This is a genomic window from Morganella morganii, assembly GCF_019242955.1.
GTDB classification, from domain to species: Bacteria; Pseudomonadota; Gammaproteobacteria; order Enterobacterales; family Enterobacteriaceae; genus Morganella; species Morganella sibonii.
Window position 1 is genome coordinate 3,634,337 of record NZ_CP066129.1, and the last position, 22,505, is coordinate 3,656,841.

Below are 22,505 nucleotides of genomic sequence, written 5' to 3' on the forward strand. Positions count from 1 at the left end.
CAAAAAGCTGAACTATTAACGCCAAAAAAGGGGGACAGAGTCACTTACTGAAAAACGGCTCATAAAATATTCATTTTCAGCCGAAACTGTTATGGAAGCGCTGTTTTTTTTGATCAACATCAAATTTAGAACGACATTTAAAAATTAAGTTTCCCCTATCTCGGTAATTGTCATCGGGTGCACCTTTCCAATTAAACAATCATTACAGGAAAAGCATTATGGGAAACATGAGTGCCAGTTCCGCCCATAAAATGGGGGTGGTCGCGCTGACCCTGGTAACCGCATCAAATATGATGGGTTCCGGTGTGTTCATGCTGCCGACTAACCTCGCGGGCGTCGGTTACATCTCCTTATGGGGATGGTTATTTACAATCATTGGTGTTATCGCATTAGCATTAGTTTTCGCCAAAACCAGTCTTATCACACCGCGTAACGGCGGTATCGTGGCTTACGCCAGCGATGCTTTCGGTCCGTTTATCGGTTTCCAGACCACAGTTTGTTACTGGATCAGTGCCTGGGTCGGTAACGTCGCGCTGCTGGTTGCCGGTGTCGGCTACCTCAGCTACTTCTTCCCTGAACTGAAAAACCCGGCTATCGGCAGTGTCGTTGCTATCGCGATTCTGTGGGGCTTCGTGGTGTTAGCCAGCTTCGGTGCCCGTGTCGCCGGTCGTGCGCAGTCATTCACTGCAAGCTGCATGCTGGTTGTTGTTCTCGGTGTCGGTGTCATCGGCTGGTTCTGGTTCGATCCGCAGATGTTCTCTCAGGTTTATAACGGCACCGGTAAAAGTGATACCACTGCTATTATTACTGCGGCATCTATCGCACTGTGGGGCTTCCTGGGTGTTGAATCCGCAGTGGTTTCCAGCGGCCAGGTCGACAAACCCGAATACACTGTTCCGCGTGCCACCGTTTATGGTCTGCTGATTGCATCAGTCTGCTACGTCGGCAGCTGCACCGTTATCATGGGTCTGGTTCCGCATGAAGAACTGGTTAACTCTGCTGCGCCGTTTGCGGATGCTGCCCGTTACATGTTCGGTGAAACCGCCGGTACTGTTGCGTCTATCCTGAGTATCATCGCCTGCTTCGGTTCAATCTCCGGCTGGTTAATCCTTCAGTCTGAAGGTCCGCGTGCCGGTGCCGACCAGGGTCTGTTCCCTAAATTCTTCTCCGATGTGAACAAAAATGACGTTCCGATGAAAAGCCTGATTTTCACCGGTGTGCTGATGAGCCTGGTGCTGTTAATGACCGCATCACCAAACCTGGCCAAACAGTTTGAAATCGTCATTCTGATGTCTGTCTTCGCATCTCTGCTGCCATACATGTATGCACTGATTTCTCTGCCAATCATCATGGTTTCCAAAAAAATGAATCGCGGCAGAACATTCATTTTCTATAACGTCCTGGTGGTTATCGGCATTATCTACTGTGTCTTTGCCCTGTTAGGTTCCGGTTCTGATTCTATGTTCTGGGGTCTGGTCATGATGTCCGTCACTATCCCGCTGTTCAGCTTCGTGGCTGCCGGCCGTGCGAAAAAAGGCAACGACATCCTGTATATCAATGACGAACAAAACAAAGCGTGATTTGCTCCGCTTCACAGTCTTCAATTTTGAAAAACAAGAGGTAATTAAGTATGACTCTGTCTATCAATGATCAAAACAAACTTGATGCATTCTGGGCTTATTGCGTAAAAAACCAGTATTTCAACATCGGCTATCCTGAATCAGCGGATTTTGATTACACCAATCTGGAACGCTTCTTACGTTTCTCTATCAATAACTGCGGTGACTGGGGCGAATATTGCAACTACCTGCTGAACTCTTTCGATTTCGAAAAAGAAGTGATGGAGTATTTCGCAGACCTGTTCAAAATTCCGTTTGAACAAAGCTGGGGTTATGTCACCAACGGCGGTACCGAAGGTAATATGTTCGGTTGCTACCTGGGCCGTGAAATCTTCCCTGACGGTACCCTGTACTATTCAAAAGATACTCACTATTCCGTTGCAAAAATCGTTAAATTACTGCGCATCAAATCTCAGGTTGTTGAATCTCTGCCAAGCGGCGAAATCGACTATGACGATCTGATGAAAAAAATCGCTGACGATAAAGAAGCGCATCCGATCATCTTTGCTAACATCGGTACCACTGTCCGCGGTGCAATCGATGATATCGCAGAAATTCAGAAACGCCTGAAAGCAGCCGGTATCAAACGTGAAGATTACTATCTGCACGCCGATGCGGCACTGAGCGGCATGATCCTGCCATTCGTTGATGATGCACAGCCATTCACTTTTGCAGACGGTATCGACTCCATCGGTGTGTCCGGCCACAAAATGATTGGTTCACCAATCCCTTGCGGTATCGTTGTTGCGAAGAAAGAAAACGTAGACCGTATTTCTGTTGAAATCGACTACATCTCCGCACACGACAAAACCATCACCGGTTCACGTAACGGTCACACACCACTGATGCTGTGGGAAGCTGTCCGTTCACACTCAACTGAAGAGTGGAAACGCCGCATCACCCGCAGCCTGGATATGGCGCAGTACGCTGTTGACCGTATGCAGAAAGCCGGCATCAATGCATGGCGCAACAAGAACTCCATCACTGTTGTGTTCCCTTGCCCGTCAGAACGCGTCTGGAAAGAACATTGCCTGGCAACATCCGGCGACGTGGCTCACCTGATCACCACCGCACACCATCTGGATACCGCAGAGATCGACAAACTGATCGACGATGTTATCGCAGATTTTAACTTACACGCGGCATAAAAAAAGGCAGTGGTAAATATCCACTGCCCCCTTACGGTTCGTTGCCGGCGCAGACGCCAATCCTGCCGGCAACGCTCTCTAACCTATACAGCGACACAGGATGATGCAAGAAAAAAGACCAAAAAACACGGCTCAGTTCTCTGATCGTGAGATTTTTTGCTCCCTCATCCGCAGCTGGAGTATTTCTGTGAGGACAAAATGGTATGGTTCCCAATGGTAAACCCACCCACCGCATGGGCCTGACAGCCCTGATCATTATGACGGCTTCCAATATGATGGGAAGCGGCGTGTTTATGTTACCCTCCTCCCTGGCGCATATCGGCTCTGTCGCGCTGTGGGGCGGCCTGCTGACCTTCTGCGGCGTGCTGGCACTGGCGCTGGTGTTCGCCAAAACCGGTGAAATCTCCCCCTGTAAAGGCGGCGTGATTGCCAACATCGGCCGGACATTCGGGCAGTATATCGGGTTACAGACATCACTTTTTTACTGGCTTTCGACCTGGATAGGCAACTGTGCCTTACTGATCTCCGGTGTCGGTTATCTCTCTTACTTCTTTCCGCAACTTCACACTCCGCTTTACGCCGCTATTACCGCTATTATTATTCTCTGGGCTTTCGTTCTGCTGGGTTTGCAGGGCGCAAAAGTCGTCGGCTATGCGCAGATTTTTACCGGCCTTTGTATGCTCACCGTTATTCTGAGCATCAGTATTTTCGGCTGGACCAGTTTTGATTACACACGTTACATCACCAGTTTTAATGTTACTCAGACCAGTAACACAGATGCTATTTTTGCCGCCGCCGCTATTTCGCTGTGGGGCTACCTGGGAATTGAATCCGCGTCGGTTTCATCTGCCCAGGTGATTAATCCGCACCGCAATATTCCGCTGGCAACGATTATCGGGCTGGTGATTGCTGCCGCCTGCTATCTCAGTTCCACCAATGTCATGATGGGGATTCTGCCCCACGAACAGCTTGTTAACTCCACCGCGCCGTTTGCGGATACCGCCCGCTATCTGTGGGGCGCACATGCGGGACAGATTATCTCTGCACTCGCGATTATTGCCTGCTTCGGCGCACTGCCGGGCTGGCAGATTTTACAGACTGAAGTTCCCCGCTCTGCGGCGGAAGAAGGCACATTTCCCCGTTTTTTTGCCGATGTGAACCGTCATGGTGTCCCGTATAAAGGACTGATTTGCACCGCCGGGATGATGAGCGCCGTGTTGTTACTTACCATCTCACCGAGCCTGGAACAGCAGTTCCGCAACATCATTATTCTTGCGGTATCCGCCAGTCTGATCCCGTATGCATTTGCTGTGATTTCCCTGCCGATCGCCATGATCGCCAAAAAAATGCAGTACGGACGTACTTTTATTATTTACGCCACTCTGAGCCTGATCGGTCTGGGATTCATTATGGTCGCGCTGACAGGCGCCGGCACCAAACCGCTGTTCTGGGGCATGGTGCTGCAAATGGTGACCATTCCGCTGTATCTGTTTTTTATAATGCGCCGTGAAAAAAACACTACTGATCCCTGTCCCGGGCTCGCCCTGTCGTACATCCCGGGGATCTGCACTGAGCAGACCGCTGAGATGGCGTTATCGGCTGACAATGATGACAGCCGGAATTTCTCACAGAGAAACTGTATATAGAGGACTAAAAATGGAAAAGATTCAGTCAATCAGAGGGATGAGAAGTGTGCTTCCGGAAGAAACACCGGTCTGGCAGTGGCTGGAAAACCGGATCCGGAATATCACTTCCCGCTACGGCTATCAGGAGGTCAGGCTGCCGATTCTGGAACCGGTTGCCCTGTTTGAACGCGCTGTCGGTGAATCCACCGATATCGTCTCAAAAGAGATGTATAACTTCCTCGATAAAAGCGGCGAGCACATCACCCTGCGTCCGGAAGGTACCAGTGGTTGCGTCCGGACCGTGATTGAGAACAACATGTGCTACAACACCACGCAGCGCCTGTGGTATCAGGGCCCGATGTTCCGCTATGAGCGTCCGCAGAAAGGCCGTCTGCGCCAGTTCACCCAGTTCGGGGTGGAAACCTTCGGTATGCCGGGGGCGGATGTGGATGCGGAGCTTATCTTTATGGTGAAAGATATCTTTAAGGCGCTCGGCGTGGATAAACACGTCCGCCTGGAGATTAACTCCCTCGGGACACCGGAAGAGCGCTCAGAGCACCGTCAGCAACTGGTGAATTACTTTACGCAGCACAAGGCACTGCTGGATGAGGACAGCCTGCGCCGTCTGGAAACCAACCCGCTGCGTATCCTGGACAGCAAAAATCCGGATATGCAGGAGATGATTGAAGCGGCACCGCGCCTGCTGGACTTCCTCGGCGAAGAATCACAACAGCACTTTGATGAACTGCGCCGTCTGCTGGACAGCGAAAACATCGCCTACGTGGTCAATCCGCGTCTGGTGCGCGGGCTGGATTACTACACCCGCACCGTGTTTGAGTGGATCACCGAAGAGCTGGGATCACAGGGGACAGTCTGCGGCGGCGGCCGTTACGATGGTCTGGTTGAATTATTCAGCGGCAAACAGTTACCGGCCTCCGGGTTTGCTATCGGGATCGAACGGCTGTTACTGCTGATCCAGACCCTTGGCCTGGATAAAGCGATTGTTAATCAGCCGGATATCGTGGTGACCTATGAAGATCCGGCACAGAATGTGGAAGCATTATTACTGGCTAACACACTGCGCCATCAGTTACCGCAATATAAAATCCTGAATGATTTCACCCGTGCCAAACTGAAGCGTCAGCACAGCAGCGCGCTGAAATCCGGCTGCCGTTACATTGTGACGCTTAACCATGACGGACAGATAGGCTTGTGGGATCTTACCGCGAACACCAATGAAACGGTGACCGCAGAGACACTCGCCAATGCGTTACTGAATAAAACCATCACCGCGATGGCCTGATAAACAGCAACGTAATATTATCAAAAGCACTGTTTTGCAGTGCTTTTTTGCTTTCTGATTTTTTTGCTGTCAGGCTTTTACTGTAAAGTGGAAATGATAGAAATCACTGCGGCAGATAGCTGTACCGTATTCCAGTACTCTGCCCGCTTTATCGCGGCTTCTGAGGATAATTTTCATCAGTGACGCTGTCGGCGGGATAGAGAGCAGTTTCGCCTCTTCTTCTGACGGATGACAGATAGAAAGCGCATACTCCTGCACATCCGGCTCAATACCCTGTGCCAGCCAGTGTGCGTACAGTGAACCGTCCAGCAAATCAGGGCGCGGCAGAAAGGCTTCCGGAATAAACATGGTTTCCAGCGACACCGGAATATCATCCACCAGCCGGACACGTTTAATCACCGCCATGGTATCACCTGCGGATAATTCCAGTTCCGGGGCCAGAGAGTCCGGTACAGAGTCCAGCTGACGAATAAGCCAGCGGTTGGACACCTTGCCGCTGCCGGCCGCCTGTGCGGAAAATCCCCCGCCGGACAGGTTGTACTGTACCGGCAGATTAATCTGCGTGCCTTTGCCGTGATGTTTCACCACCAGTCCCTGTTTCAGCAGTAAGTCCAGTGCTTTTACTACCGTAACGCGGGATACACCCAGCGACTGAGACAAACGGCGCTCAGACGGCAGAACACAGCCGTGCGTCAGCATCTTTTGTGTAATGGCGTCTTCAATCCCTTGTTTTAACTGAATATATAACGGAACAGTTGATTGCTGATCAAACCGGTGCTGTAAAAAAGTGAGAAAATCATGTTCCACAAATAGGTTCCTGTCATGCTGCGGATAACGGCTGAAAACAGTGTAGCAACTTTTGTGTCCGCTATCACATACTGATTAAAATCGCCCCAACTGGACTTCAACTGGACTTATTTGTAGTCTATTATATACTCAGTAAAGACAAAGGCCACACAGCAGTCCCATACCAATAACAAATATTTTGTTCTTAATTCATTCAACACCAGTTCAGATAATAATAAATGACACAATCAGCAGCAGTCCCGTTAAGTGTGACAGAAAAACGTATTCTCGGTTGTCTTTACGGGCAGGCAACCGGAGATGCCATGGGCATGCCGTCGGAACTCTGGCCAAAGAGCCGTGTCCGTCAGCACTTCGGCTGGATTGACACTTTCCTGCCGGGCCCGGAGGAGAATATTGCCGCCAACGAGTTTGTTGCCGGGGAATTTACCGATGATACCAGTCAGTGTGTTGCCCTGATGGATGCCATTATTGAGGAGCACGGTGCGGTCGTCCCGCAGACGATCGCCCGCCACATCATGGCATGGGCTACCCGGATACAGGCGTTTGAAAAAAATATTCTGGGGCCGACATCAAAAGCTGCGCTGAATGCCATACACCAGGGAATACCTTTAGATAAAATAGAGGCAAATGGTGTGACCAACGGTTCCGCGATGCGTGTCGCGCCCGTCGGTTGCCTGATGCCATCATATAATACAGAACGTTTTATTGAGCAGGTCAGGCTCTCCTGTCTGCCGACCCACAAATCCGATATCGCCATTGCCGGTGCTGTCGTGATTGCCCGGGCCGTCAGTCTGGCTGTTGAGGGCACTGACTGGTCTGCGATAAAACAAGCTGTCATACCGCTGGCTGATTCTGTTCAGCGCCGGTTCGAATCCACCTTCAGCCCGCTGCTGGGACGGAGGATTATGTACGCGCTCAATGTGGTCCGCGGGCGTACGGACGAAGAACAGGCACTGACCGATCTTTATGAGATAGTCGGCGCCGGTATGGATAATATTGAATCTATCCCGTGTGCAATTGCACTCGCGGATTTAGCCAACACCAATCCCGTACGCTGTGCGGTACTGGCTGCAAATCTGGGCGGAGACACGGACACCATCGGTGCCATGGCAACGGCTATCTGCGGCGCAATTCACGGCATTGACAGTTTTGATGCTGACAGTATCGCATTGATAAATCATACAAATAATATCGATTTTACGCCGTATGCCCGCCGTCTGGCGCAGTTCAGGCAGGAGTATGCCGCGACGAACAGGATGATGTCATGAGTCAGCAATCTGCACCTTCAGCATTGAACAAAACCGATCCGACGATAGAAGAACTGGGGATCGGTCTGATCCCGCCCTCCCGGCAGACCAAAAAACCGGCCGAACTTTTCTTTGTCTGGTGTGCCGCCAATATCGGTATTCTCGGCGTGGTCTACGGCGCGATTATTGTGTCGTTCGGGCTGTCCTTCTTTCAGTCCGTTTTAGCAGCGATGGCAGGTGTCGCCTCCTTTATTTTAGTGGGGATCACCAGTATCGCCGGTAAAATCGGCCGGACCACCACTCTCACCCTCTCCCGCGCCAGTTTCGGCAAAAGCGGTAATATCGCGCCGACCGCTTTCTGCTGGTTTAACCTGATGGGCTGGGAAGCCGTGAATATCATCACCGGCACACTGACGCTCGCCGCGCTGTTTACCGCCATCGGTCTGGGCAGCGGACACCTGATGACGGCTGTTGCGCTGGTATTATTCGGCGGGCTGACAGTACTGGTCAGTATTCTCGGGCAGAACACCGTTTTGCTGATGCAGAAATGGATCACGCGGATTTTCGGGGCAATGACCCTGTTTGTTGTACTCTGGCTGCTGGCCACCGCGGACTGGCAGGCACTGTTCAGCCGTCCTTCCGGCAGCTGGATCACCGGTTTCCTGCCGGCGGTTTCCATCATCGCCGCCGGAACCGGCATCAGCTGGGCGATTGCCGGGGCGGATTACAGCCGTGATCAGAGCCCGTCCTCATCCCACAGCCGTATTTTCGGTTCTGTGGTCGGCGGCGCTGCGCTGCCGTTGTTGCTGCTGATCCTGACCGGTATTCTGCTGACCGCGCAACTGCCTGATCTGGCCGCGGAAGAAAACCCGATCGCCGCGATCGGCGGTCTGCTGCCGTCCTGGATGGCCGTGCCGTATCTGGCTGCCGCCGTGGCGGGGATTGTCACTATTGCCGTCCTCAGCCTCTATTCCGCCAGTCTGAACCTGCTGAGTATGGGGATCAAACTCAAACAGCGCACCGCCGTTGCCCTTGATGGTGTGATTGTGCTGGCTATCGCGATTTATGTTCTGTTTGTTTCCGGTGATTTCCTCGGGCCGTTTATTTCATTCCTGGTGTTCTGCGGGCTGTTCCTGGCGTCCTGGGCGGCGATTTTTATCACCGATTACTACAGCAAACACAAAACAGCCGGTTACGACGAAGTTTCTCTGTACGGCGACACCGGCGTTATCCTGCCGACGTTCCTGTGCTGGCTCGGCGGCTCGGTTGCCGGGCTGCTGGTCACCAACACCGGCTTTATTAACGGGCCGTTTGCCACCGGTGTGTTTGAGAATTCCAGTCTGGGGCTGTTTGTCTCCTTCCTGGTGAGCATGGCGGCATACCGCCTGACACTGATGATGAAACCGGCACGGAGTTAATCTGAACTGATGGATGTATCGTTACTGACACCCCAGCGTCCGGTTGTGGTTATCGGCGCCGCTTTCGGTGATGTGATGCTGGAAGTGAACGCATTGCCGCGCAGCGGGGATGATATCAGCGCACTGCCCCTCGGGCAGCAGATCGGCGGTTGCGCCTTTAACGTCGCCCGTGCCCTGAGCCGTCTCGGTATTGTGCCGGTCAACGGCATCCCCGCCGGAAACGGCAGCTGGGGAAAGCAGGTCATTGCCGCGATGGAAAAGGAAAATCTGCCGGTTCTGCTGCGCCATCCGTCGCATGATAACGGCTGGTGTCTGGCACTGGTGGAAGAAAGTAAAGAGCGTACTTTTATCACTATCGAAGGCTGTGAGCAGCACTGGAGTGAAGAACTGCTCGCACAAATCCCGGTGCCGGACAATGCGCTGATTTATGTTTCCGGTTATGAACTGGTCAGCCCGGAAAGTGCGCCGCTGCGTAACTGGCTGCTGGCACAGAGTGATGATAAAACCCTGTTTGCGGATTTTGGTCCTCGTCTGCGGGATATTGATGCGGACTTTATTGAAAAGCTGCTGACGAAAAAACCACTGCTGACCGTCAACCGTGATGAGCTGGCACAGCTTAATCCGCGGGGCGGCAGGCAGTTTGAGATACAGACAGATGATGCACAGGCGTTTTCAGACAGTTACGGACTGCCGCTGATCGCCCGCTTTGATAAAGAAGGTGCCGTGGTGTGTCAGCCGGGACAGCAGCCGGTAAAAATCCCGGCCTTCAGCGTACCGGTGGCCGATACCATCGCCGCCGGAGACAGTCACTGCGCCGGTGTTCTCGCCGGTCTGGCCTGCGGGCTGACGCTCACGGATGCCGTCCGGATCGGTAATGCGGTTGCCGCCATTGTGGTCAGCCGTCCGGGGTCTGACGGTGCGCCTACCCGCCGTGAATTAAGTGAATTTTTACATCATCACCCCTGATACACCGCCTGTTTACCCGACAGCGATGTTCACTCAGCCCCCGGTTTCCGGGGGTTTTTTATACGTATTACTCCCTTATTTTACACTTCTGCCCGCAAAACATCCGCCGGAAACGTGCATCATCCAAAAGAATAATCTCTAATCACCCTTCAATCACCATGTTGTATTCGTTACCAAAGGACTGATGATGAAGACCAATATCAAACCTCTCTACGGGAGCTGGAAAGCGGGGTTCGCCCTGGATAAACACACCGAATGGAGCAAACCACTGGGTGAAAACAGCGCCGGGCACATGCAGTTTGATACCAAAAGAACAGAAGTGGGTGAAGCACTATACCGGCTGAAATATAAACAGGATTGGTCTCAGCTTGACCCGCTCGCCCGGTGCCTTGCGGATAATATAAAAATCCGTTTTCCGGATGCGCGTTTCGTCCTTCCCATGCCCGCCTCTACCGCCCGTTCCCGCCAGCCGGTAACAGAAATTGTCCGGATAGTTTCAAAAATAACAGACCTGCCGCATTTTGATCATCTGCTGATGAAAGAACCCGGTAACACTCCGCTCAAAAATCTGACTGACAAACAGGAAAAACTGAATACCATCGGTGAAAGCTTTTCTGTTTTTGATCAAATCCAAAATGACGGATGCCGGAATGTCGTGGTAATTGATGACCTGTACCATACCGGTGCGTCACTGGAGTCAGCCTGTCAAGTTCTTCGCGGTTATAGTAAAGTGAATAACATCTATGTGGCTGCACTCACCTGGAGACCGGTATGACGACGATTTTCGTCGCAGGATCGATTAAAATTAAAGTATTAGACCCATTGGTCACTGAACGGCTGCAAAAAATAACCGCCCGGCATCTCCGCATTATTGTCGGTGATGCCGCGGGGGCGGATTCAGCCGTTCAGCAATTTCTGAAACAATCCGGTTATCATCACGTCACCGTCTTCAGCAGTTCCCGGGTTCCGAGACATAACCTCGGAAACTGGCCTGTACAGGTAACAGAAACCACCTGTGCGCCGGGAAGCAGGGCATTTTTTACAGCGAAAGACTTAGCGATGGCCGCTGACGCGGATTGCGGACTGATGATCTGGGACAGCCGCAGTACCGGCACTCTCAGTAATGTGCTGGAATTATTAAATCAGAAAAAATATTCCGTGGTGTTTATCCGGGATAAAAAACAATTTCTTGTTGTTAAATCTCCGGATCATCTCAGTGAACTGGTCAGCCATATGCCACCGGATGCCTTTGCCGCCGCAGACAAGAAAATTCAGTTATCCGAAAAAATCACACAACTGAAAAACAGACAAATCACACTGTTCACCTGATTTCAGTAACTGATCGATGCCAGCAGATCATCGATGTTCTCAATCACTTCCCGGCTGGCGTCCTCCATCGCGGATAAATGCCGTTCCTCATCATGAAGCGAGCCCTGAGCCCTGGCTTCCAGCGCCAGGCGCCCGGAAAGATGGACTATCCGGTGCGGCCTTTCCAGTCTGCGGTAAGCATCATGGCCGATAAACCGCTGCCCTTCGTCAGCGTAATACCATTTGCCGAGACGGCACTGGGTATGGTCATTAACCGATAAGTCTGCATTTCCGTCCAGCAGGCGGCGGTAGATATCCCCTTTCCAGATAACATGATCCAGTTTGACGGTATTGAGAAACTGCTGCACTGCCACAAAACGGATAATTGCTTCCATCCGGGAGGAACTGGTGATCATATCCTGTAAACGCTCTTCCGCCTGAACCGCAATATCGCGGATGCTGCTCACCAGCTTCTGATTATCTTCCGCATCCGTATGGATCGCTTTGGCGTGTGATTTGATTTTACCGGTAAATGTGGTGATATTGATGGCTTCATCCTGAATTTCTCCGGATAACTGTTTGATCTCCCGGGCAATAACAGAGAATCCGGCACCACGGCTACCGACATGAGACGCTTCAATCGCCGAGTTAACCGCCAGCAGGTTAGTCTGGTTGGCGAGGCGCTCGATGTTATTAATATTCTGATTAATCTGTCCCAGCACCGAGACCAGCTTCTGAGTGTAATCAAGCCCTTTATCTGCATGCTCACTGATATCATCCAGCACACTGCACAACTCCTGCATATAACGGCGGGTTTCACTGTTATGCATAGCGATTTCATCCAGTGTCCCCTGTTCCCCCGCCAGGCGGGTGCCGGAATCCAGCAGGGAGTTGCGGATAATTTCTATCGCCGCGATACCATCCAGTAAGTGACGGCACAAAATTTCACCGTGATAGTGCTTCTGTTCATCTGCATTTCCCGTCATCACGTGCTCTGACGGTGCCGGATAAACCTCCGGTTCCTCCAGGAAGACAACGGGCTGTTTTTTTTGTAAAAAAAATCCATTTTTTCATTATATTCAGCATGTTAATTCCGGTTAATACAGATAATATAACACTGGGAAATAGCGCGGATTGCCGCCGGGGACAGATTTACTATCGGCGGAAAAAACAGGAATATTATGCGGACGGCGGGGAGTGATAAAAAAGGCAGCGGATCTTATCAATCCGCTGCCTGAGAATGAAAATGCAGATATTACAGGAAGGCGAAGAACAGCATACCGACGATGGCCCCGGTGGTCCCCAGGATGGTTTCCATCAGCGTCCAGGTCTTCAGGGTCTGTGCTTCGGTGGCGCCGGTAAATTTCCCGTACAGCCAGAAACCGGAGTCGTTCACGTGGCTCAGTACAATAGAGCCGCCCGCGATACAGACTGACAGTGCCGCCAGTTGTGCGCCGGAATAGCCCAGTTCACCGATAACCGGTAATACCAGACCAACGGTGGTCAGACAGGCAACGGTTGCGGAACCCTGGATAACACGGACAGCAGCAGACAGAATAAAGCAGGCAGCGGCAATCGGCAGCCCTGCGCCAATCAGTGATTCACCCAGCGCAGGACCCACACCGGAGTCCACCAGCACCTGTTTGAACACCCCGCCGGCACCGGTCACCAGCAGGATAATCCCTGCAGGCTGGATAGCGGCAGAACAGATTTCCATCACTTTATTGCGGCTCATGCCACGGCGGATTGCCAGGCCGTAAATCGCCACCAGACAGGCAATCAGAATCGCCAGGAACGGGTGTCCGATAAATACCAGCCAGCCGTGGAGCTCTGATTTCGGGTCCACCATCGGTGCAGCAATCGTTTTCAGCCCGACCAGCACCAGCGGGAACAGCACCAGCGCCAGACTCAGGCCGAATGACGGCATTTTGCTCTGTCCGAGCGCAGGTTCAGTCAGGTCTTTCGGCAGCTCCAGGGTGACAAATTTGCTGATAAAGTTACCGAACAGCGGGCCGGCCAGGATCATACCCGGAATCGCCGCACACAGGCCAATCAGGATCATCCAGCCGAAATCCGCATTCATCTGATCCGCCAGCAGCATCGGTGTCGGTCCCGGTAACAGGAAGCAGGCAGCCGCCGCCACACCGGCAAACAGCGGGATCGCCAGGCGCACAACGTTACCGCCGGTACGGCGGGCAACCGCGAAAACCACACCGATCAGCAGCACTATCGCCACATCAAAAAACAGCGGCAGTGCGCAGATAAGCCCGGCGATCCCCAGCGCGTAATGCGCCCGTTTTTCACCGAATGAGTTGAGCAGTTTTACCGCAATCTGGTCAAGTGCGCCGGTTTCATGCAGAATTTTGCCGAACATCGCCCCGAGTGCGACCACTATCGCCAGAAAACCGAGCGTGCCGCCCATCCCGTTTTGCATGGTCTGTGTAATCTGCTCCAGCGGCATGCCGGAGAACAGCCCTGCACCGATAGCGACAATCATCAGCGCCACAAAGGCGTGCAGCCGCGCCACCATCACCAGGAACAGCAGCAGTAAGACCGACCCGGCAGCGGTTAATACCAGGGTTAATGTTGTCATGACTGACCTCCGGAAACCTGTCTGATAATCTGAACCGCGCCCGTAATCACATCCTCAAGCGGCGGCTGAATGTCCAGCACCTGCACATCCTGCTCGTCGGCCGTGTCCGGTGCTTCTAATGTATCGAACTGGGTGATCAGCATTTCCGGTTTAAAGAAATGCCCTTTGCGGGCTTTCAGGCGGCTTTCGATCAGCTCAAAATCCCCTTTCAGCCAGATAAATGACAAATTTTTGTTCTGGCGGCGCAAAATATCACGGTAACTTTTTTTCAGTGCCGAACAGACGATCACGGAAAGTTCATTCGTCCGCTGCATGGCAAAAATCGCGTCATTGATGGCTTTCAGCCACGGCTCGCGATCGGCGTCATTCAGCGGGTGCCCCGCCGCCATTTTTTCAATATTGGCGCGCGGATGCAGGTAATCTCCGTCCAGAAAGGCCGCATTAAGCCCGGTTGCAACCCCGTTAGCCACAGCGGATTTTCCGCAGCCGGAAACCCCCATCAATACAAAGGCGTGATGTGGTTTTTGGCTATCACTCATAACAATTCCTCTTATGCGGTCATTATCACCGGACATGTTACCGGTAACTATTACCGGTAACATTACCAACGGATATGGTTACAATGCAATCAAACACTGTTTTCAGATGAATAAATTGTGACAGTTATCTCAAACGAAATTCCTGTCACATCAGGAGGGGCCGGGAGCCGTTAAATACTCTCTCCCGGTAATAATTCGAAGCCGACATCAACTATCTGCTGAGACGGCAGTTCACCGCGCAGACGCGCCAGCAGCACTTCTGCCGCACGGCGTCCCATCAGGTCACGCGGTGTGAGGATACTCGCCAGTTTCGGTGTCATCACCCGGCCGACATCATGGCCGTGGAACCCGGCAACTGCCAGATCCTGCGGGATACGGATGCCGAGGCGCTGGCACTCAAAAATAGCGCCGATCGCGAGGTCATCGTTGGTACAGAACAGTCCGTCAGCATCCGGATAATCAGCCCGGACCTGGTGCAGTTGTCTCGCCCCGAGCGAATAGGATGAACTTTCCTGCGTCATCACATTACCCGGCTCAAGTCCCGCATCCCGCATCGCCTGTTCGTAACCCTGAAGACGCATGAATGTCCGTTCGTCATGACGTGCACCGAGGTAGATCACGCGGCGGCAGCCGCGCTCAATCATCGCCTGCGTCATTTCAAATGCCGCGCGCCGGTTGTCCAGCCCGACGGCGGAATCATAGCAGGGAGACACACTGTCCATCAGCTCCACCACCGGAATCCCGGCGGTTGCCAGCATTTTCAGCGTACGGGGCGTGTGTGTGCGTTCCGCCAGGATCAGACCATCGATATTGTAGGATAACAGAGAGACCAGACGGTCTTCTTCTTTCTCCGCCTGATAACCGTAGTGCGCCAGCATCGTCTGGTAACCTGCTGCATCAGTAACAGTTTCAATACCACGGATCACTTCCGCAAAGACCTGGTTGGTCAGCGAAGGGAGCAGCACACCGATAGCCCGGCTGGTGGCGTTGGATAAAATATCCGGCACCCGGTTCGGGATATACCCCAGTTCATCCAGGGTACGGGCAATGGTGCCGCGCAGTTTTTCAGAAACCTGCTCAGGATTGCGCAAAAAGCGGCTGACAGTCATTTTGGTTACACCAACGCGGTCAGCCACGTCCTGTAACGAAGGGCGTTTTTTCTTCATAGTGCTTATCTTAATACAGACTGGTCTGTGTGTCGTCATATCCGCCGAAATAGCCCGTAGTTATACCGTATTCCGCCCGGGATTTTACCTTATTTTGACTTACTTCCCTGTTTACCGCTGATTTTATTGACTCACCTCATGCTCTGCGCTAACGTCCGCTATATAATAATACATATAACGATAATGACGACTGATGACGATGAGACTCAACCGCCTCTGTTCCGGATTTCTTTTCTGCTGCGCACTGCTGCTCTCCTTCCCGGCATTATCTGCCGTGCCGGAAAGCCCTTCTCAGGTCTTTATTTATGGTCAGCTTCCGCCGCCGGAAGCGATTCACCGTGTGGTCAGCAGCGGCCCGCCGACTGATCAGCTGCTGTTTGCGGTTGCCCCGGAAAAACTGCCGGGCTTTGCTTCTCTGTCAGTTAAAAACAGCCCGTATTTTGCCCCCCGCTGGCGCGCTCTGCCAGTCACCGGACGCCTCTCCGGACGCGGCAGCACGCTCTCCCCCGAAACCCTGCCGGCGCTGGCGCCGGACGTGATTGTTGACAGCGGGCTGACCGATGACACTTACCGCTCACAGGCAGCCCGTTTCAGCCGTCAGACCGGTATCCCGTATATTCTGTTGTCCGGCAATCTGGCACAAACACCGGATTTGCTGCGCCGGGCCGGTGCGCTGCTGGGAGAAGCAGAACGCACGGAACAACAGGCACAACTGGCCGAAAAGTGGCTTCAGGATGCCGCGGCCTTTGCCGGGCGTCAGACTCACCAACGCCGTTTTTATCTGGCGCGCGGTGCAAAAGGTCTGCAAACAGGACTGCGCGGCTCCATTCACAGCGAAGCCCCGGAATTACTGGGATTTGAAAATGTCGCGGATGTCCCGGATATGCAGGGACTGGCGGAGGTCTCATCCGAACAGCTGTTGCTGTGGAACCCGGATTTTATTATCGCTCAGGATGCTGTGACCTATGACGCGATTATGCAGGGTGAGGTCTGGCAGAGCCTGAATGCGGTGAAGAATAAGCAGGTTTTTTACTATGCAGGACTGCCGTCCGGCTGGCTCGACAGTCCGCCGGGACTGAACCGGCTTTTAGGACTGCGCCGCCTTCAGGCACAGTTTGAACCGGAAAGTGCGGATCTGAAAACAGATACCGGATTGTTTTTCAGTCTGTTTTATCACTCCCCGTTATCGGAGGCACAGATTAACACTCTGTTATCAGCCCGATGACCACTTCCGCCAAAACGCTGTTACTGCTTCTGCTGCTGGTATTACTCACCGGTATCGCACTGAATGTTGGTAAGTTCTCACTAACTCCGCAGCAACTGTGGGATGTGGTGCTGGCGAAAATCACCGGCAATACCGGTGCGGATGATCCGGCACTGAGCCGCGATATGACCGTCTTCTGGCAAATCCGTCTGCCGCGTATTGCCGCCGCGCTGATTATCGGCGGCGGGCTGGCCATGGCCGGTGCGGCGTATCAGGGCATGTTCCGTAACCCGCTGGTGTCACCGGATATTCTGGGTGTTTCCGCCGGCGCGGGTGTCGGTGCAATCTTCGGGATTTTTGCCGGTCAGTCAATGCTGACTATCCAGCTGTTTGCCTTTACCGGCGGGCTGTGTGTGGTCGGACTGGTGTATTCCGTCGCCCGGCTGGCCCGTCAGCATGATCCGGTGCTGTCACTGGTGCTGGTCGGGATTGCCGTCAGCGCACTGTGCGGCTCTGCTATTTCACTGATGAAGATTCTCGCCGACCCTTACACTCAATTGCCTGCCATGACCTTCTGGCTGCTCGGTGGCCTGTCCGCTATTTCGCCTGATGATATTAAAACCACTGCGCCGCTGATTTTCGCGGGGATGGTGCCGCTTCTGCTGCTGCGCTGGCGCATGAATCTGCTCAGTCTGAGTGATGAGGAAGCCCGCACACTCGGGCTGAATGTCACGCTGACACGGCTGATCTTTATCGCTTCTGCCACCCTGATCACCGCCGGGGCCGTCTCGGTCGCCGGGATTATCGGCTGGCTCGGGCTGATTGTCCCGCATATCACCCGTTTGTTAGTGGGTGCCAACTTCAGTCACCAGTTGCCGGTATCACTGCTGATCGGCGCTATCATGCTGCTGCTGACCGACACCCTGGCACGTACTATTGCCCCGATTGAACTGCCGCTCGGCATTCTGACCTCTGCTGTCGGCGCGCCTTTCTTTATTTTTCTGCTGTTGCAGACACGGAGGAACGGATGAGCAATGTCCTGATCACCCGCGGCCTGGCGGTCGGTTACGGAGAGAAGTTAATACTCACTGACATAAATCTGCAATTACATCAGGGTGAAATCATCTGTCTGCTCGGGGCTAACGGCTGCGGCAAAACCACGCTGATGAAAACCCTGCTCGGCCTGTTGCCGCCAAAAGCCGGTGAGATCCGCATTGATGACACTCCGCTGCGTGACTGGAGCGCCGCCGCACTCGCCCGCCGTGTTGCCTATGTACCGCAGGCGCACAACATGCCGTTTTCTTTTTGCGTGGCGGATATGGTGGCACTCGGACGCAGTGCTCACCTTTCTCTGTTTGCCGCCCCGGGACGTGCCGAACGGCAGATGGCGGAGCAGGAACTGGCTCATCTGGGGATCGCCCATCTGGCACAACGTACCTACTCCTGTCTGAGCGGCGGGGAAAAACAACTGGTACTGATTGCCCGCGCCCTGGTCCAGCAACCGGGACTGCTGATTATGGATGAACCGGCGGCCAGCCTCGATTTCGGCAATCAGATAAAATTATTGAATAAAATCGAACAGTTACGTGAGAGAGGGATCACCATACTGATGTCCACCCACCACCCGCAGCATGCGGCGGCGGTGGCAGACAGCATTGTGATGCTCAGCAAAGACCGTCCCGCCTGCCAGGACAAACCTGCCGCGCTGCTCACACCGGAAACCCTGGCGGCACTTTATCATGTGACACCAGAACATATTGCTGCGCACTTTGCGCAGCCCGCTTATAAGGGATGATCATGACTATTGATGATATCGATTTCGCACAACTCTACCGCGACCATCTCGCACAGGCCGGACGAACCCGCAAAGATCCGGAACACTGGGATAAACGTGCGGAGAAAATGGCACAAAACTGTGCGAACCCCTCCGATCCGTACCTGATCCGCTTTAAAGAGATCGTCGATACTACCGGCGCGAAAACCCTGCTGGATGTCGGCTGCGGACCGGGCTCTGTCGCGTTACAGCTGGCAGACAGCTTTGAGCAGGTCACCGGCATTGATTACAGCGAAGGAATGCTGAAAGTCGCCCGCCAGCGGGCCGAGACTCAGGGTTGTTCACACGTCACTTTCCGCCACTGCGCCTGGGAAGATGACTGGTCAGCCCTGCCGCCGTGCGATATCGCCGTGGCCTCACGCTCCACACTGGTGATGGATTTACAGGCCGCACTGCTGAAACTGAACCGCCACGCGCGGCTGCGGGTTTACACCACGCATACTGTCAGCCCGACATTTGTCGATATCCGTGTGATCCGCGCCATCGGCCGCAAGCCGGTCACGCTGCCGACGTACATTTATGCGGTGAATATCCTCAATCAACTCGGCATTCATCCGGACGTGGAGTTCATCCGCAGCCCGAACTGCCAGAGCCGCGACAACATGACGTTTGAGCAGTTTGCCGACGGTGTGGTCTGGTCGCTGGGACAGCTTGATGACCATGAAATGACCCTGCTGCGCCGTTATTACGACAAGCAGGCGGCTGACGGCCTGCCGGTGGTACCGGCCACCCGCGACTGGGCCATGGTTTCATGGAGTGTGGTACCGGAATCTGCTCTGCTGCTGCCGGGAGGCCAGAAGTGATCTACTACAGTGATGCCTTTCTGGACAGCCTCCTGCTGGAGGATATTCATTACGGCGATCTCACCACCCGCGCACTCGGCCTCGGCGCGCAGAGCGGGGAAATGCACTTTTCCTGCAAGCAGGCCGGTTATGTCAGCGGATTAGTGTTGGGTCAGAAATTACTGGAAAAACTCGGTTTACAGGCTCAATTATACGCGAACGACGGCGATTATGCCGAAGCCGGTACTCTCCTTCTGACAGCCACCGGACGTGCTGATGCCCTGCATCAGGGCTGGAAAATTGTCCAGAATGTGATCGAATGGAGCAGCGGCGTGACACACATGACCCGCAGCATGACGGATACCCTCCGTCAGTATCAGCCGGATGCGCAGCTGGCCTGCACCCGTAAAAATATCCCCGGCACCAAGCTGCTGGCAACGGCTGCCGTACTGGCCGGAAAAGGCATCATTCACCGTCAGGGCTGTTCGGAAACCATTCTGCTGTTTGCCAATCACCGCCGCTTCCTGGCAGAGCCGGAAAACTGGTGCACAGCCATTGCCGCACTGCGCCGTGAAGCGCCGGAAAAAACCATTATTGTCGAAGCGGATAATCCGGATGAGGCCCGTCAGGCGCTGAAAGGACACCCGGATGTGTTACAGCTGGATAAATTCAGTCCTGATGATATCCGCCGTCTCGTCAAAGAGGCCGCGGTGCTGGCACCGGACTGCATACTGTCTGCCGCAGGCGGGCTGAATGCAGAAACCATCGGGCGGTATGCGGACACCGGCGTGAAGCTGTTTGTCACGTCCGCGCCGTATTATGCGTCCCCGGCGGATATTAAAGTCCGGTTATATCCGCGCTGACGGAAAACCGCACAACCCTATAGTGAGTTAAAGGATAAACCGGTCAGGTTACTGAACCGGCCGTTTTATCCTTTTGTCCGGCAAGTCGTTATATAAATAAATACATATCGGTAACAGGAAAAATAATAATGAAACGAACTCTACTCTGCTCAGCGATTCTGCTGGCAACCGCGCCTGCGGTACAGGCAGAAAGCGCAGATATTCTGACCGTCTGGGGCAGCCCGGTGGCCTCCAATCCGGATGTCATCACACAGCCGCAGATGCAGTCGCTGAACAAAACCAATGCGGCGACAGCCATCAGCACCATGCCGGGTGTGGTTCTCGAAAAATCCGGCAACCGCAATGAGCTGACGGTGAAAGTCCGTGGTTTTGACAGCCGTCAGGTACCGGTTTTCTTCGACGGTATCCCGACATATGTCCCGTATGACGGCAACCTTGACCTCGGCCGCTTTATGACCAGCGAACTGGAAAGCATTGAAGTAAGCAAAGGCTATACCTCGCTGTTGCAGGGACCGAACCTGATGGGCGGTGCTATCAACCTCACCACCGCCACCCCGAAAAAACCGTTTGAAGCCAATGTGTCATTCAGCCAGGGCTTCGCCCGCGGTGCGGATAATGCCTATAACACCAGCGCCCGTGTCGGCGCACGCAGCGACCTCGGGTTTATCCAGGTCAGCGGCAGCCAGTACAAACAGCGTTTCCTCGGCCTGCCGGGCTCCGATGATGACAATGCCCTGGCGGGCAGCAACGGCCGCCGTGCGCACTCCTCATCCGATGATAAACGCGGTATGGTGAAAGTGGGCTGGACCCCGCGTGAAACCGATCAGTATGTCTTTACTTATCTGAAGCAGGACGGCAGCAAAGACAGTTCACCGTCAGCTGTGCCGGGCAAAGGCAAATACAGCTGGTGGGAATGGCCGGATTACAACAAAGAGAGTTACTATTTCAACAGCACCACTCAGCTGACAGACGGCGTGAATCTTCAGGGCCGTCTGTACCATGATAAGTTTGAAAATACCCTGCTGATGTATAAAAAAGACGGCAAAGGGTACGATTACAGCTACTACGATGATTTCAGCAACGGTGCCTCTCTCCAGTTAGGGATCGACATGCGCGAAAGCGATCTTCTGTCGTTCTCCGCACACTGGAAAGATGATGTCCATCGTGCGCAAAAAGAACGCAACGGGGATATTCTGCGTTACAAAGATCGTACTTATTCTGTCGCCACCGAATACCAGTGGGCAGCCACGTCTGATCTCGATTTTATCGGTGCCATCGGCTATGACTGGCGCGAAAGCCGTCAGGCGGATAAAGGTGCGGATGATAATGATCAGCACGCGTTTAACTGGGAAGTGATGTCAAAATACACGTTCGCCAACCAGGATAACGTGCGGTTCTCTGTCTCTGACCGCAGCCGCTTCCCGACACAAAAAGAGCGCTATACCACTGAGAAACCAAAAGATGGTTCGCCGGGTATCATTAACCCGAACCTGAAAGCCGAACGCGCACTGACCTTCGATTTAACCTATGAAGGCAATATCACCGATAAATGGGGTTATCAGGCCAGCATCTATCATAACCGCGTGGATGATGCGATCCTCGCACACACGGTGATTAAAAACGGTGACCGCTACTTCCGGAACCAGAACAGTGGCCGTGTGGATTACACCGGGCTGGATCTGGGTGTGAAAGGCGAAGTCAGTGACTGGCTGAAAACCGGGATCAACTACAGCTACATCCACAGTGATCCGAAAGATGTTGATCACGCGGAAGGGCTGCCGAAGCATAAAATGTATGCCTGGGTGAAAGTCACACCAATCGGGCCGCTGACGATCACGCTGTCCGAAGAGTTCCGCGCGTGGAGCTATCAGTACAATGACAGCAATGAGAAAGTGGCCGGTTATGCTCTCACCGGGTTGCGCGCGGATTATGACTTCGGTTACGGCATTTCCGCCAATGCCTCCGTCAATAACCTGTTTGATAAATCCTACGGGTACACCAACGGCTATATGGAAGAGGGCCGTAACTTCTGGCTGGGCGTGGAATACCGTTACTGATGCCGCATACAATTCCGCATACAACC

General features: G+C 53.5%; 20 protein-coding genes. 15 read left to right on the forward strand and 5 right to left on the reverse strand.

Going from position 1 to position 22,505, the window contains the following annotated elements; genetic code table 11:
* The first annotated feature begins 218 nt into the window (after positions 1–218).
* The 4 genes from hdcC to hisS all read left to right on the forward strand — a co-directional run bounded on the left by hdcC (position 219) and on the right by hisS (position 5,695).
* Entirely contained in the window at positions 219–1,580 is a 1,362-nt protein-coding gene (hdcC, locus tag JC793_RS17045) for a histidine-histamine antiporter (RefSeq protein ID WP_166708632.1), read from the forward strand.
* A gap of 50 nt (positions 1,581–1,630) precedes the next feature.
* Positions 1,631–2,767, forward strand: a complete 1,137-nt coding sequence (locus JC793_RS17050) for a histidine decarboxylase (RefSeq protein WP_166708633.1) — start codon at positions 1,631–1,633, stop codon at positions 2,765–2,767.
* Positions 2,768–2,970: 203 nt separating this feature from the next.
* Positions 2,971–4,413: an amino acid permease gene (locus tag JC793_RS17055; protein ID WP_166708634.1), complete on the forward strand. Its 1,443-nt coding sequence runs from the start codon at positions 2,971–2,973 to the stop codon at positions 4,411–4,413.
* A gap of 10 nt (positions 4,414–4,423) precedes the next feature.
* Complete coding sequence (gene hisS, locus JC793_RS17060) at positions 4,424–5,695, forward strand: histidine--tRNA ligase (RefSeq protein WP_107679223.1); 1,272 nt, start codon at positions 4,424–4,426, stop codon at positions 5,693–5,695.
* A gap of 69 nt (positions 5,696–5,764) precedes the next feature.
* On the opposite strand, the gene JC793_RS17065 is transcribed toward hisS, so the two are convergent.
* Entirely contained in the window at positions 5,765–6,502 is a 738-nt protein-coding gene (locus JC793_RS17065) for a GntR family transcriptional regulator (protein WP_218426789.1), read from the reverse strand.
* 248 nt (positions 6,503–6,750) lie between these two features.
* Here JC793_RS17065 and JC793_RS17070 point away from each other — a divergent pair, with 248 nt between their 5' ends.
* The 5 genes from JC793_RS17070 to JC793_RS17090 all read left to right on the forward strand — a co-directional run bounded on the left by JC793_RS17070 (position 6,751) and on the right by JC793_RS17090 (position 11,462).
* Positions 6,751–7,770, forward strand: coding sequence for an ADP-ribosylglycohydrolase family protein (locus JC793_RS17070; protein ID WP_247716807.1), 1,020 nt, complete (start codon positions 6,751–6,753; stop codon positions 7,768–7,770).
* Complete coding sequence (locus tag JC793_RS17075; protein ID WP_166708638.1) at positions 7,767–9,167, forward strand: purine-cytosine permease family protein; 1,401 nt, start codon at positions 7,767–7,769, stop codon at positions 9,165–9,167. Before JC793_RS17070 ends, JC793_RS17075 begins: the two co-directional genes overlap by 4 nt.
* 9 nt (positions 9,168–9,176) lie before the next feature.
* Positions 9,177–10,133: a PfkB family carbohydrate kinase gene (locus JC793_RS17080; protein WP_166708639.1), complete on the forward strand. Its 957-nt coding sequence runs from the start codon at positions 9,177–9,179 to the stop codon at positions 10,131–10,133.
* 184 nt (positions 10,134–10,317) lie between these two features.
* A complete protein-coding gene (locus JC793_RS17085; RefSeq protein WP_247717274.1) occupies positions 10,318–10,908 on the forward strand; it encodes a ComF family protein in 591 nt (196 codons plus the stop codon).
* Positions 10,905–11,462: a hypothetical protein gene (locus JC793_RS17090; RefSeq protein WP_166708640.1), complete on the forward strand. Its 558-nt coding sequence runs from the start codon at positions 10,905–10,907 to the stop codon at positions 11,460–11,462. Before JC793_RS17085 ends, JC793_RS17090 begins: the two co-directional genes overlap by 4 nt.
* 2 nt (positions 11,463–11,464) lie before the next feature.
* Here the strand turns inward: JC793_RS17090 and JC793_RS17095 are convergent, their stop codons facing one another.
* The 4 genes from JC793_RS17095 to gntR all read right to left on the reverse strand — a co-directional run bounded on the left by JC793_RS17095 (position 11,465) and on the right by gntR (position 15,739).
* Complete coding sequence (locus tag JC793_RS17095) at positions 11,465–12,427, reverse strand: methyl-accepting chemotaxis protein (RefSeq protein WP_247717275.1); 963 nt, start codon at positions 12,425–12,427, stop codon at positions 11,465–11,467.
* A 269-nt stretch (positions 12,428–12,696) separates the two neighbouring features.
* Positions 12,697–14,034 (reverse strand): gluconate transporter, encoded by a 1,338-nt coding sequence (gene gntU / locus JC793_RS17100; protein WP_166708642.1) that lies wholly within the window; start codon positions 14,032–14,034, stop codon positions 12,697–12,699.
* Positions 14,031–14,573 (reverse strand): gluconokinase, encoded by a 543-nt coding sequence (gene gntK / locus JC793_RS17105; RefSeq protein WP_046894681.1) that lies wholly within the window; start codon positions 14,571–14,573, stop codon positions 14,031–14,033. Before gntK ends, gntU begins: the two co-directional genes overlap by 4 nt.
* 170 nt (positions 14,574–14,743) lie before the next feature.
* Complete coding sequence (gene gntR, locus JC793_RS17110; RefSeq protein ID WP_166708643.1) at positions 14,744–15,739, reverse strand: gluconate operon transcriptional repressor GntR; 996 nt, start codon at positions 15,737–15,739, stop codon at positions 14,744–14,746.
* Between the two features lie 199 nt (positions 15,740–15,938).
* Between gntR and JC793_RS17115 the strand changes: the two genes are divergently transcribed.
* The 6 genes from JC793_RS17115 to JC793_RS17140 all read left to right on the forward strand — a co-directional run bounded on the left by JC793_RS17115 (position 15,939) and on the right by JC793_RS17140 (position 22,479).
* Positions 15,939–16,964, forward strand: a complete 1,026-nt coding sequence (locus tag JC793_RS17115) for an ABC transporter substrate-binding protein (protein WP_218428486.1) — start codon at positions 15,939–15,941, stop codon at positions 16,962–16,964.
* Positions 16,961–17,974 (forward strand): FecCD family ABC transporter permease, encoded by a 1,014-nt coding sequence (locus tag JC793_RS17120; protein WP_046894684.1) that lies wholly within the window; start codon positions 16,961–16,963, stop codon positions 17,972–17,974. Before JC793_RS17115 ends, JC793_RS17120 begins: the two co-directional genes overlap by 4 nt.
* On the forward strand, positions 17,971–18,738 hold the full coding sequence (locus JC793_RS17125) for an ABC transporter ATP-binding protein (RefSeq protein ID WP_218426790.1): 768 nt from the start codon (positions 17,971–17,973) through the stop codon (positions 18,736–18,738). The genes JC793_RS17120 and JC793_RS17125 overlap by 4 nt, the downstream gene beginning before the upstream one ends.
* A 2-nt stretch (positions 18,739–18,740) precedes the next feature.
* The gene (locus JC793_RS17130; RefSeq protein WP_218426792.1) at positions 18,741–19,580 is read left to right on the forward strand and encodes a class I SAM-dependent methyltransferase; all 840 of its coding nucleotides are present in this window, start codon (positions 18,741–18,743) and stop codon (positions 19,578–19,580) included.
* Complete coding sequence (modD, locus tag JC793_RS17135; protein WP_218426794.1) at positions 19,577–20,422, forward strand: ModD protein; 846 nt, start codon at positions 19,577–19,579, stop codon at positions 20,420–20,422. The genes JC793_RS17130 and modD overlap by 4 nt, the downstream gene beginning before the upstream one ends.
* Positions 20,423–20,550: 128 nt before the next feature.
* Complete coding sequence (locus tag JC793_RS17140) at positions 20,551–22,479, forward strand: TonB-dependent receptor plug domain-containing protein (RefSeq protein WP_218426796.1); 1,929 nt, start codon at positions 20,551–20,553, stop codon at positions 22,477–22,479.
* Positions 22,480–22,505 lie beyond the last annotated feature (26 nt).